At 71.4% G+C, this 11,496-nt stretch carries 11 protein-coding genes; 8 read left to right on the forward strand and 3 right to left on the reverse strand.

Going from position 1 to position 11,496, the window contains the following annotated elements; genetic code table 11:
* Positions 1–205: 205 nt before the first annotated feature.
* The 4 genes from AB0I98_RS48675 to AB0I98_RS48690 all read left to right on the forward strand — a co-directional run bounded on the left by AB0I98_RS48675 (position 206) and on the right by AB0I98_RS48690 (position 5,534).
* The gene (locus tag AB0I98_RS48675) at positions 206–829 is read left to right on the forward strand and encodes a GntR family transcriptional regulator (protein ID WP_362952781.1); all 624 of its coding nucleotides are present in this window, start codon (positions 206–208) and stop codon (positions 827–829) included.
* Between the two features lie 237 nt (positions 830–1,066).
* Positions 1,067–3,769 carry a pyruvate dehydrogenase (acetyl-transferring), homodimeric type gene (gene aceE, locus AB0I98_RS48680; protein WP_362952783.1) on the forward strand — a complete coding sequence of 901 codons (2,703 nt, stop codon included), beginning with the start codon at positions 1,067–1,069 and terminating at the stop codon, positions 3,767–3,769.
* A 180-nt stretch (positions 3,770–3,949) separates the two neighbouring features.
* Complete coding sequence (locus tag AB0I98_RS48685) at positions 3,950–4,924, forward strand: WYL domain-containing protein (RefSeq protein ID WP_362952785.1); 975 nt, start codon at positions 3,950–3,952, stop codon at positions 4,922–4,924.
* A 91-nt stretch (positions 4,925–5,015) separates the two neighbouring features.
* Entirely contained in the window at positions 5,016–5,534 is a 519-nt protein-coding gene (locus tag AB0I98_RS48690) for a DUF4240 domain-containing protein (protein WP_362952799.1), read from the forward strand.
* A gap of 3 nt (positions 5,535–5,537) precedes the next feature.
* Here AB0I98_RS48690 and AB0I98_RS48695 read toward each other — a convergent pair whose 3' ends face one another.
* A complete protein-coding gene (locus AB0I98_RS48695; protein ID WP_328366037.1) occupies positions 5,538–5,771 on the reverse strand; it encodes a hypothetical protein in 234 nt (77 codons plus the stop codon).
* A gap of 158 nt (positions 5,772–5,929) precedes the next feature.
* Here AB0I98_RS48695 and AB0I98_RS48700 point away from each other — a divergent pair, with 158 nt between their 5' ends.
* Positions 5,930–7,057 carry a peptidoglycan bridge formation glycyltransferase FemA/FemB family protein gene (locus tag AB0I98_RS48700; protein ID WP_362952787.1) on the forward strand — a complete coding sequence of 376 codons (1,128 nt, stop codon included), beginning with the start codon at positions 5,930–5,932 and terminating at the stop codon, positions 7,055–7,057.
* Positions 7,058–7,067: 10 nt separating this feature from the next.
* Here AB0I98_RS48700 and AB0I98_RS48705 read toward each other — a convergent pair whose 3' ends face one another.
* Positions 7,068–7,850 carry a peptidoglycan recognition protein gene (locus tag AB0I98_RS48705; protein ID WP_362952789.1) on the reverse strand — a complete coding sequence of 261 codons (783 nt, stop codon included), beginning with the start codon at positions 7,848–7,850 and terminating at the stop codon, positions 7,068–7,070.
* Between the two features lie 232 nt (positions 7,851–8,082).
* Here AB0I98_RS48705 and AB0I98_RS48710 point away from each other — a divergent pair, with 232 nt between their 5' ends.
* Positions 8,083–9,267, forward strand: coding sequence for a MarP family serine protease (locus tag AB0I98_RS48710; RefSeq protein ID WP_362952791.1), 1,185 nt, complete (start codon positions 8,083–8,085; stop codon positions 9,265–9,267).
* Positions 9,268–9,277: 10 nt separating this feature from the next.
* Here the strand turns inward: AB0I98_RS48710 and AB0I98_RS48715 are convergent, their stop codons facing one another.
* Entirely contained in the window at positions 9,278–9,769 is a 492-nt protein-coding gene (locus tag AB0I98_RS48715) for a GNAT family N-acetyltransferase (protein ID WP_362952793.1), read from the reverse strand.
* Positions 9,770–9,857: 88 nt separating this feature from the next.
* Between AB0I98_RS48715 and AB0I98_RS48720 the strand changes: the two genes are divergently transcribed.
* Both AB0I98_RS48720 and AB0I98_RS48725 read left to right on the forward strand, forming a co-directional pair.
* Positions 9,858–10,754: a TIGR01777 family oxidoreductase gene (locus tag AB0I98_RS48720; protein ID WP_362952795.1), complete on the forward strand. Its 897-nt coding sequence runs from the start codon at positions 9,858–9,860 to the stop codon at positions 10,752–10,754.
* Between the two features lie 169 nt (positions 10,755–10,923).
* Positions 10,924–11,496 (forward strand): FAD-dependent oxidoreductase (locus AB0I98_RS48725; RefSeq protein WP_362952797.1); only part of this gene is annotated, 573 nt, incomplete at its 3' end.

Below are 11,496 nucleotides of genomic sequence, written 5' to 3' on the forward strand. Positions count from 1 at the left end.
CCTATAGGGGCGCGGGGAACTGCGCGAACAACCACAGACAACCCGCAGCCGCCAGACGACAGAACCCCCCGAGCTACTAGGCGCCCGACCCAACCCTCACACCATGTAAGTCTCGTCTCACCTGCGCTGAAGCAACCCTGTCGGCCCTCCCAGCGGAGCGCACGCGCCTTATTGTCTAAACGTCAAACGCGCTTAAGGAGCCCTCATGACCGCGCCCGTCGTCCACTCGCTGCGCGAACAGATCCGCGAGCACATCGTGGAGGGGATCGTCAGCGGGCGCTGGAAGCCGGGCGAGCGGATCGTGGAGCGGCGGATCGCGACCGAGCTGGAGGTCAGCCAGACGCCCGTACGGGAGGCGCTGCGCGAGCTGGAGTCGCTGCGGCTGATCGAGTCGGCGCCCAACAAGGGCGTACGCGTGCGGAATCTGACCGCCGCCGACCTCGAGGAGAGCTACCCGGTCCGGGCCGGCCTGGAGGCGATCGCGGCCGAGCTGGCGGCGGAGCGGCTGGCGCAGGACTGCTCGGCCCTGGAACCGCACGTCGCCGCCCTGTACGACGCCGACGCCGCGTCGGACGGCACGGCGCAGGTACGGCACACGGTCGGCTTCCATCGCGAGCTGGTGCGGGCGGCCGGGAACTCGGTGCTGCTGCACACCTGGGAAGGGCTCGGCATCGAGGTCTTCACGGCGCTGTCGATCCGGTGGCTGGGGACGGTGCAGCAGTCGTACGCGGAGGAGCACGAGGAGCTGGTGCAGGCGTTCCGGCGACGGGACCCGAGGATCGCCGAGATCGTGAAGGCTCATGTGCTGGGGTGCGCACCGCGAGCCTGAGCACGTCGGCGCTCAAATGCGTCCCCACCTGCGAAAACCCAGAAAAATCACGGCACCCCGTGCCTTCACTGAAGACACCCCGTGCCGACTTTCTCGTGATCAAGAGGTTTTGCCTCTCAACCCTTTGATCGATCATCGATCAGGGAGTTAGAGTCACCGACGGGCTTCTACAGAGGCCCCATGCCCTGTCCTGCCAAAGACCAAGGGCACCCCCCTTCGACTGAGGAAGGCGGCGACATGACCGACCCCAACGCCATCCAGCCGAGCGAGCTCGACCAGCTCCCGGACCGCGACCCCGAGGAGACCGCCGAATGGCAGGCCTCCCTGGACGCCGTCACCAAGGCTGCCGGGCCGCACCGTGCCGCGTATCTGATGCGCCGCACCCTGGAGCGGGCGGAGGGCAACGGCATCGCGCTGCCGAAGCTCCTCGAGACCGACTACGTCAACACCATCCCCACCGCCGCCGAGCCCGCCGTACCGGGTGACGAGGCGATGGAGGCCCGGATCACCGCCTGGAACCGCTGGAACGCGGCCGCGATGGTCACCCGGGGCAGCAAATACGGCGTCGGCGGCCACATCGCCACCTTCGCCTCCGCCGCCTGGCTGTACGAGACCGGCTTCAACCACTTCTTCAAGGGCAAGGAGGCCGACGGCTCGGGCGACCAGCTCTACATCCAGGGCCACGCCTCCCCCGGCATCTACGCCCGCGCCTTCCTCGACGGCCGGCTGACCGAGCACCACCTCGACAACTTCCGCCGCGAGTCGGGCGGCAGCGGCCTCCCGTCGTACCCGCACCCGCGCCGGCTGCCCTGGCTGTGGGAGTTCCCGACCGTCTCCATGGGTCTCGGTCCGCTCTCCGCCATCTACCAGGCGCGCTTCAACCGCTACCTCACCAACCGCTCCATCAAGGACGTCTCCGCCTCCCACGTCTGGGCGTTCCTCGGCGACGGCGAGATGGACGAGCCCGAGTCGACGGCGGCCCTCGCGCTCGCCGCGCGTGAGGAGCTGGACAACCTCACCTTCGTCATCAACTGCAATCTGCAGCGCCTCGACGGCCCGGTCCGTGCGAACTTCAAGATCGTGCAGGAGCTGGAGGCCCAGTTCCGCGGCGCCGGCTGGAACGTCATCAAGACGCTGTGGGGTTCGGCCTGGGACGAGCTGTTCCAGCTCGACACGACGGGCGCGCTCGTACGACGGCTGCGCGAGGTACCGGACGCGCAGGTGCAGACGTACCAGACCCGTGACGCCGCCTATATCCGCCAGGACTTCTTCGGCTCCGACCCGGCGCTCGCCGAGATGGCGAAGCTGCTGAGCGACGACAAGATCCTGGAGCTCTTCCACCTCTCCCGCGGTGGTCACGAGGCGCGCAAGGTGTACGCCGCGTACAAGGCCGCCGTCGAGCACAAGGGCGCTCCGACCGTGATCCTGGCCCAGACGGTCAAGGGCCACACCCTCGGTGCGGGCTTCGCGTCGAAGAACGCCAACCACCAGATGAAGAAGCTGACGGTGGACGAGTTCAAGCAGATGCGTGACCTGCTCGAACTCCCCATCAAGGACAGCGACTTCGTCGACGGTGTGGTGCCCTACGGCCACCCGGGCGCCGACTCTCCCGAGGTCCGCTACCTCCAGGAGCGCCGCGCGGCCCTCGGCGGTCCGGCCCCGGCCCGTCGTACGCACGCCGTCGCCCCGCTGCCCGCGCCCGCCGAGAAGGCCTTCACCTCCTTCGACAAGGGATCGGGCACCCAGAACGTGGCCACCACCATGGCCTTCGTCCGGCTCGTCAAGGACCTGGTCCGCGACAAGGAGACGGGCAAGCGCTGGGTGCCGATCGTCCCGGACGAGGCGCGCACCTTCGGTATGGAGAGCCTGTTCCCCTCCCTCGGGATCTACTCCCCCAAGGGCCAGACGTACGAGCCGGTCGACCGCGACCAGCTGATGTACTACAAGGAGGCCAAGAACGGCCAGATCCTCAACGAGGGGATCACCGAGGCCGGTTCGATGGCCGACTTCATCGCCGCGTCGACCGCGTACTCCACGCACGGCGAGACGATGATCCCGTTCTACATCTTCTACTCGATGTTCGGCTGGCAGCGCACAGCCGACCAGATGTGGCAGCTCGGCGACCAGCTGGGCCGCGGCTTCCTGATCGGCGCGACGGCCGGTCGTACGACGCTGACGGGTGAGGGTCTGCAGCACGCGGACGGTCACTCGCCGGTGATCGCGGCGACGAACCCGGCGGCGCTGACGTACGACCCGGCGTTCGCGTACGAGGTCGCGGCGATCGTCAAGGACGGTCTGCGCCGGATGTACGGCGAGGCGGCGCCGGGTGAGGACCCGAACGTCTTCTACTACCTCACCGTCTACAACGAGCCGCTGCCGCAGCCCGCGAAGCCGTCCGGGCTCGGGATCGACGAGGGCATCGTCAAGGGCCTGTACCGCTTCAACACGGCCGAGTCGGCGGGCCTGTCGCCGGTCGCCAATGCCCCGCGGATCCAGCTGCTGGGTTCCGGTACGGCGATCCACTGGGCGCTGAAGGCGCAGAAGCTGCTCGCCGAGGAGTGGGGCGTCGCCGCCGATGTGTGGTCGGCGACGTCATGGGGCGAGCTGCGGCGGGACGCGTTGGAAGCCGACGCGGCGCTGCTGCGGGGCGAGGAGCGGGTGCCGTACGTCCGTCAGGCGCTGCACGGCGCCGAGGGGCCGGTCCTCGCTGTCTCCGACTACATGCGCCAGGTACCCGACCAGATCGCGCAGTGGGTCGAGCAGGACTACTCCTCGCTCGGCGCCGACGGCTTCGGCCTCTCCGACACCCGCGACGCCGCCCGCCGCCACTTCGGCGTCGACGCGGAGTCCATTGTCGTGGCCGCGCTGGCCCAGCTGGCGCGTCGCGGAGAGGTGAAGGCGACGGCGGTGAAGGAAGCGCGGGAGCGGTACGGCTTGTAATTCGGCCGCGGGTGGTGGGGGCTGGTCGCGCAGTTCCCCGCGCCCCTAAAGACAAAAGCCGGGGCGCAGCCCCGCTTTTAGGGGCGCGGGGCTGTACTGGATATGCGGCTACCGCCGCGTGGGCGCGACCAGCCACATCCGGACCCGCACCCGCCCACAGCGCCCCGGCATCATGGACCCATGCGCGCTGCCCGCCTCATCAAGATGGTGCTGCTCCTCCAGTCCCGGCCCTCCATGACCGCCGCTGAACTGGCGACGGAGCTGGAGGTGTCCGAGCGAACCGTCACTCGAGACGCGCAGGCGTTGTCGGAGGCGGGGGTTCCGGTGTACGCGGATCGGGGGCGGGCCGGCGGGTATCGGCTGATCGGCGGGTATCGGACGCGGCTGACGGGGCTGCACCGCGGTGAGGCTGAGGCGCTGTTCCTGTCCGGCGTGCCAGGTGCGCTGCGGGAGATGGGGCTGGAGGACGCGGCCTCGGCGGCCCGGCTGAAGGTGTCGGCGGCGTTGCTGCCCTCCCTGCGCGACGCCTCCCGCACGGCGGCGCAGCGGTTCCATCTGGACGCGCCGAACTGGTTCAAGGAGCCCGAGACCCCCGAGTTGCTGCCGGTCGTCGCGGACGCCGTGTGGGACGACCGGCGGATCACCGCCCACTACCGCAGGGACGCGGTCGTGGTCGAGCGGGAGCTGGAGCCGTACGGGCTCGTGCTGAAGGCCGGCGTCTGGTACCTGTGCGCGCGAGCCGCCCCGCACGGCTCTCCCCGGGTCTACCGGATCGACCGGTTCCAGTCCGTCGCGGCGGGCGCCGAGCGCTTCGTCCGCGACGAGGACTTCGATCTGCCCCGCTTCTGGGAGGAGCGTGCCGAGCAGTTCGCGCGGTCCATCCTGCGTGCGCAGGTGATCGTACGGCTCTCCCCGGACGGCGTGCGCAGGCTGCCGCACGCCGTCGATCCGCTCGCCGCGCGGGAGGCGCTGGAGAAGGCGGACGCCCCGGACTCCGGCGGACGGGTGACGGTGACGCTCCCCGTGGAGTCCGAGGACGTCGCTCACACCCAGCTGACGGCGCTCGGTCCGGAGGCCGAGGTGCTGGCTCCCGAGAGCCTGCGCGCGCGGTTCGCGGGGGACGCGGCGCGGCTGGCGGCGCTGTACGACCGATGACGCCGTACCACTCCTCACTCACTCCCGCCCCATAACAATCCGCCTCACTCCACGTGCGCCCCACCCCTCCAGGCACGATGCTGGACCCGTGATGGACGAGACGGAGTTCTGGGAGCTGGTCGACGCCAGCCGTGAGGCGGCCGAGGGCGACCCCGAGGAGCAGGCCGACCTGCTTGTGGAGCGGCTCCTCCAGCTCGACCCGGAGTCGGTCGTGGACTTCGCCCGTCACTTCGAGGCGCGCTACAACCGCGCATACACCTGGGACCTGTGGGGCGCCGCCTGGGTGCTGCTCGACGGGGCGAGCGACGACGCGTTCGACTTCTTCCGGTGCTGGCTGATCGGCCAGGGCCGGGAGCTGTACGAGGGTGCCGTGCACGATCCCGACTCGCTCGCCGATCTGCTGGACGACTTCGACGAGGAGCTCGACGGCGACGGCGAGGAGCTGGGCTACGCGGCCGACGAGGCCTACGAGCAGCTCACCGGGACCGTCGCCCCGGACCTCGGCATCCCGCCCGCGCCCTCGGAGCCCGAGGGCAGGCCGATCGACTTCGAGAACGAGCGGGCGCTGGCCGAGCGGTATCCCAAGCTGTGGGACCGGTTCCGGGCCTGACGCTCACCCGGCGGTGCGCCGGCGTCCCGCGTCCGACGGGATGTACGCCTGCGTCTGCTGGTCCACCCTCACCGCGTGGTGCATCGGGGCGGCGTTGGCCTGGTCGAGCGCCGACGCGGTGACCGCGGCCGGTCCCAGGACGACGGCCACGACCGCGCAGAGCACGGCCCAGGGTCCACGGGCGGTCCTGGACCGGCCGCCGGTGTTCTCCCTGGCTTCGGTGTGACTGCTGTTCATTTCTTCCCCACCTCCAGTCAGTGCGTGTGCATGACGATAGGAAGGCCGCCTCGGGAAGACCCTTGAGACGGCTACGAGAAGCCTGTGAGAGTCAGGCCTTGACCCGGCCCGTGATCGCCTGCCTAGGGTGGCCCGTCCCGAAGAGGAGCACCCTGCCCATGACCAGCCCCTATGTGCGCGAGATCACGCGCGAGGACCATCTCGCCCACCTTCGGCTGCACCCCGACGCGAGCCATCTCCAGATCCCCGAGTGGGCCGATGTGAAGCCCGGCTGGCTCGGGCAGAGCGTCGGCTGGTTCGAGGGCGAGTCACTGGTCGCCACCGCGCTCGTGCTGTACCGCCCGCTGCCCGGCACCCGGCGCTTTCTCGCCTACCTCCCCGACGGCCCCGACATCGACTGGCGCACCCCGCGGCTGGAGCGCTGGCTGGACCCGCTCGTCGCGCATCTGGAGCGGGAGGGCGCGTTCGCGGTCCGGATCGGGCCGCCGGTCGTCGTACGGTGCTGGGATCCCTCCGTCGTCGCGGCGGGCGTCGCCGATCCCGCCGTACGGCATCTGCGGGAGCTGCCCGCGGCCGACATAGACGGGTTCGCGCTGGACGCCGGGGAGCGGCTGCGGCAGCTCGGGTGGCGGCGGTGCAAGGAGGACGAGGACAGCGGTTTCGGCCTGGGGCAGCCGCGGTTCAGCTGTCTGATACCGCTGCAGGAGCGCTCGGTGGACGATCTGCGCGCCGCCCTCGCCCCGCACTGGGAGCAGGCCCTGCAGACGGCCGAGTCGGCGGGCGTCCGGGTCGTCACGGGCACCGGCGGCGACCTGCCCGAGTTCCACCGCCTGTACACCGCGACCGCCGCCCACGACGGCTTCAAGGCCCGCCCGCTGGACTACTTCCAGCGCATGTGGAAGGCCCTGAACGCGGAGGACGGCGACCGGGTGCGCCTCTATCTCGCCGAGTACGACGGGGAGGTCCTCTCCGCCGCGTTCATGATCAACGTCGGCTCCCGGTCCTGGCACTCGTACGCCGCCTCCGGCCGCCGGGGCCGCCAACTGCGGCCCAGCAGCGCGCTGTTGTGGCGGATGCTGTACGACGCGTGGGCGGCGAACGCCGAAACGTACGACCTGCGCGCGATCACCCCCACCCTCACCGAGAGCCGGCTGCTCGGCCGGCTGCTGTTCAAGACGGGGGCGGGCGGCATGGCCGTGGAGTACCTCGGGGAGTGGGAGAAGCCGGTGGGCACCCAGGGCAAGGTGCTGCAGCGGGCGGTGAAGGCCTACCTGGGACGCAGGTGAATCAAGCCATTCACCTGCCCTGCAAGGAGGCCGCCGTCTGCCTGATCTGCGGGAGCAGGGCGCTGAGGGCGGCGCCCGGGCAGCTCGTCATGAAGCCGTCCTTGTGGCCCGCGAGAGCGGGGAGCCGGGCCGTCGTTCCGGCCGCGTACCGGCTGAGGCCGTTGCTGGAGACCAGCGGCACGTTCGCGCGGGGGTCGATTCCGGACAGGCCCAGTTTCCAGGCGGCGAGGCGGGCGATCGCGTCGGCCATGGCCTGCGGCACGGGCACGCCCGCCGTGAAGGTGCCGAGGGCTGCGATGCCGGTGGTGCCGTGGTTGAAGCCCTGGGTGTGGGCGCCGGTGACGGGGCGGTCGACGCCGCCCGCGCGGCCCTCGTAGATCGTGCCGCAGCGGTCGACGAGGAAGTTGTAGCCGATGTCGTCCCATCGGCGGGAGCCGGTCTGGCCCGCGTACAGGTGGCGGATGATGCGGGGCGCGTCGGCGCAGGCGTAGCTGTTGGGCGAGTCGGTGTGGTGGACGAAGACGGCGACGACCTTGGGGTCGTAGCGCGGCGGCGGCTGGGTACGCCGCGCGCCGCCGTCCAGCCAGGCCGACCTCGGCACGATGTGCGGCTTCGCCGCGGAGTACGGCGTGGCGACGGACCGGGCCGCGACCGGCCGTGGGGTCGCGGCGCCGGTCCGCTCCACCCCACTCGCGCACAGCGCCAGCGCGGCGACCGCGGCCAGCCCGGGCAGAGCGCCGAGCAGCACCCGGACGGCAGCCGGTATGGGGACGGCGATGTGCGGTGTGCGCACGGCACGGCGTCTTCGCGACCCTCGTGCCCTTCGGAAGACACGCATGACCTCACTGTCGGCCGGATCCGTTCCGCCCGCGATGTGTGCTGTGCCACCTGGTGGAACCAACGTCCGGGTCCGGGACGTTTTTGCGGGTACACGCACGCGTGGCTGGTTCCGGATGCCACGCGCGCGTGGCTGATCACTGGGCCCCTCCCCCGCGTATTAAGGGGTCCGAGAGAAAGGCGGCCTGGTGGACCTGCTCGACATCCTGCTGTTGCTGCTGATCCTGGCCTACGCGGCGTCCGGCTACCGGCGCGGACTGGTGGCCGGCTGTGTCTCACTGGCCGGCTTCGTCGGCGGTGCGGTGATCGGCGTGTGGATTCTGCCGTGGATGGTGGACCTGGCGGCGCCGGGTACGACGACGGCGACGGTGACCGCCGTGCTCACGGTGCTGGTCCCCGCGGTGGTCGGCCATGAACTGGCGGGCCGCCTCGCCCTGCGGCTGCGGCGGGAGCTGGACCAGGGCCCGCTGCGGGTGGCCGACGGAGTGGGCGGCGCCGTGGCGAACTCGGTGGCCGTGCTGATCGTGGCCTGGGTGGCCGCGAGCGTCCTGGGCGCGTCCTCGTCCCCGCTGGTCACCACCGCGATCCGGGACTCACGGCTGCTCGGGGCGGTGCAGGACACCATGCCCGAAACGACCCCGACCTGGTTCTCCCGGGCCACGTCCGCGCTGACCGAGGCGGGCTTCCCGCAGGTCTTCAACCCGTTCGAGAGCGAGTCGACGGCCCAGGTCGCCGAGCCCTCCGGCGACAGCGTCACCGCCAGCGCCACCAACGCCGCCAAGCTCAGCACCGTGAAGGTCGAGGGCGTCGCCGGCACCCAGGGCCGCGAGGGCAGCGGCTTCGTCTACGCGGACGAGCATGTGATGACCAACGCGCACGTGGTGGCCGGCATCGACGACCCCAGCGTCCGGGTCGGCGGGGTCGGGCGGTCGTACGAGTCGCGTGTCGTGCTCTTCGACCCGGACAAGGACGTGGCCGTGCTGTACGTGCCCGATCTGCGCGCCCCCGTCCTGCGGTTCGACGACGAGGCCGCGCGCGGCGACGCGGCGGTGGTCGCGGGCTATCCGGAGGGCGGCGACCTCAACCTCCAGGCGGCGACCGTCGCCAACCGGGTGCAGGCGACCGGCCAGAACATCTACAACAACGACACGGTGACCCGTGAGATCTACTCGGTCCGCTCGACGGTCCGCCCGGGCAACTCCGGCGGCCCGCTGCTGACCACCGACGGCCGGGTGTACGGCGTCGTCTTCGCCCGCTCCACCTCGGACGTGCAGACGGGCTACGTCCTCACGGCCGACGAGGTCGCGGAGGACGCCCGGCGCGCGGCGGACGCGACGGCACCGGTGGACACGGGCGAGCTGGTCACGACGTAGTCAGGCGGAGCTACCTCAGACTGCGCCCCATGCACACATCGTCCACGTACTCGCCGTCCAGGAAGAACTCCTCCGGCAGCACGCCCTCCACCGCGAAGCCCTCGGACTCGTAGAGCTTGCGGGCCGCGGTGTTGTGGCCCAGGACGCGCAGGGTGATCCGGCGTGCCCCCTGCCGCCGTGCCTCGTCCTGCACGGCCCGCAGCAGCGCCCGCGCGACTCCGGCGCCGCGCGCCTCCTCGGCGACCACGAGCCCCTGGATCTGGCGGACATGGGAGTTGCAGGCGAGCGGCGTCGGGAACCCCAGCCGGATATAGCCGACGACAGCCCCGTCGAGCTCGGCGACGAGATGGTCGCGCGGCCCGAACCGGTCGTTGTAGAAGGGCTCGTACGGCGGCTGGGGGCGCGGCTGGACGGAGTGCAGCGTCGACCAGGTGACCCGGTCGAGGCGGCCGAGCGCCTCTTCGTCGTCGAGGGTCGCGTGGCGTATGTACGGGACAGGCATGGCGGCCACCTTATGACGGCATCCCGATCCGGCTCTGCCCATGCCCCCGTCCGCGCTTTGTCGCACCACTGCGGTCATGCTGGAGCCCATGGAGCGTTCGCGAATCGCGGTGGCCGGTGCGTCCGGTCTGATCGGCAGTGCCCTGGTGCGGTCCCTGACCGCGGACGGACACGAGGTGGTACGCCTGGTGCGCCGCGCGCCCCGGGCACAGGACGAGGTCCACTGGGACCCCGAGGCAGGTCGGGTGGACGCGGCCGGGCTCGCCGGGTGCGACGCCGTGGTCAACCTCGCGGGCGCCGGGGTCGGCAGCCGGCGCTGGACGGACGCGTACAAGACGAAGATCCGCAACAGCCGGGTCCTGGGCACCTCGGCGCTGGCGGAGGCCATCGCCTCCCTGGACGATCCGCCGCGGGTCTTCGTCAACGGCAGCGCGATCGGCTTCTACGGCGAGACGGGCGACCGCCCGGTCGACGAGAGCGCCCCGCACGGGGAGGGTTTCCTGCCCGAGCTGTGCGTGGAGTGGGAGGGCGCCGCGGCCCCCGCGCAGCAGGCGGGCGTACGAACGGTGTTCCCGCGCACGGGACTTGTGGTGGCCCGCGAGGGCGGGGCCTGGGCCAGGCTGTTCCCGCTCTTCAAGGCCGGGCTCGGCGGGCGGATGGGCGACGGCCGGCAGTACTGGTCGTTCGTCTCACTGCACGACGAGGTGGCCGCCATCCGCCATCTCATCGACACCGACGGGCTGTCCGGGCCGTTCAACGTGACCGCCCCGGAGCCGCTGACGAACCGTGAGATCACCGCGGCGATGGGACGCGTGCTGCACCGGCCGACCCTGTTCACGGTGCCCGCGCCCGTGCTGCGGACCGTGCTCGGCGAGATGGCCGGGGATGTGCTGGGCAGCGCCCGGGTGCGGCCGGCCCGGCTGCTGGAATCGGGCTTCACCTTCGCCTTCCCGGACATCGAGGGAGCGATCCGGGCCGCACTGTGAGGCTTACGGCCCCTTGCTGCTCGTATGCGACCGTTGTGCGCCCGTGCCCGGTCGATGCGCGACTTCATTTGGCCGATCAGCGCCCTAACCTCGAGCCGAACTCGGGTATCCCCGGAGTCTGTTGGGGGCATGACGTCTCCACCGGCCGCGCAACCTCGAGGAGGGGCACGTGCTTGAGCCCGCGTACCAGGCGGACGTCGTCATCGTGGGAGCCGGGGTCGCCGGCCTCTCGGCGGCTCATCGGCTGACCAGCGCAGGAGTAACGACCGCGGTCCTGGAGGCCGCCCCTTACGTGGGCGGCCGGATGTCGACCGAGAAGGTCGACGGCTTCCGGCTCGACCGCATCGGACAGCTGCTGTCCACGTCGTATCCCGAACTCGGCCTCACTCCAGGGCTCGACGCACTGGTCCTGCGCCCGTTCGCGCCGGGTGTCCTGGTGCACAGCGGCGGAGTGCGCCACCGCGCGGGCGCCCCGGCGAACGGAGGGGGCGCAAGGGGCGCACTCCACGCTGTGCGCGCCCTGGCGAGCGCCCCCCTGCCGAACTCCGTGCGCGCTCTGGCCGGTGGCCCCTCGCCGACGTCCGCGCCCCTGGGCCGCAGCACACCGCCGGGCACCCCCCGGAACCGTACGGCCGCCCCGCGCCCCCGGACCGGCGCCCCCCTCGGCACCGCCGTCGACCAGGCCCGCCTCGCCGCCTCGCTCGCCCGGCTCGCGGGCATGCCCGTCGAACGCCAGCTCTCC

It is taken from the genome of Streptomyces sp. NPDC050211, assembly GCF_040656035.1.
Taxonomy (GTDB): domain Bacteria; phylum Actinomycetota; class Actinomycetes; order Streptomycetales; family Streptomycetaceae; genus Streptomyces.

Bases quoted from the DNA above. Each gene is read 5' to 3' on its own strand.
- AB0I98_RS48675 (WP_362952781.1), top strand. From the start codon at position 206: ATGACCGCGCCCGTCGTCCACTCGCTGCGCGAACAGATCCGCGAGCAC.
- aceE (WP_362952783.1), top strand. From the start codon at position 1,067: ATGACCGACCCCAACGCCATCCAGCCGAGCGAGCTCGACCAGCTCCCG.
- AB0I98_RS48685 (WP_362952785.1), top strand. From the start codon at position 3,950: ATGCGCGCTGCCCGCCTCATCAAGATGGTGCTGCTCCTCCAGTCCCGG.
- AB0I98_RS48690 (WP_362952799.1), top strand. From the start codon at position 5,016: ATGGACGAGACGGAGTTCTGGGAGCTGGTCGACGCCAGCCGTGAGGCG.
- AB0I98_RS48695 (WP_328366037.1), bottom strand. From the start codon at position 5,771: ATGAACAGCAGTCACACCGAAGCCAGGGAGAACACCGGCGGCCGGTCC.
- AB0I98_RS48700 (WP_362952787.1), top strand. From the start codon at position 5,930: ATGACCAGCCCCTATGTGCGCGAGATCACGCGCGAGGACCATCTCGCC.
- AB0I98_RS48715 (WP_362952793.1), bottom strand. From the start codon at position 9,769: ATGCCTGTCCCGTACATACGCCACGCGACCCTCGACGACGAAGAGGCG.
- AB0I98_RS48720 (WP_362952795.1), top strand. From the start codon at position 9,858: ATGGAGCGTTCGCGAATCGCGGTGGCCGGTGCGTCCGGTCTGATCGGC.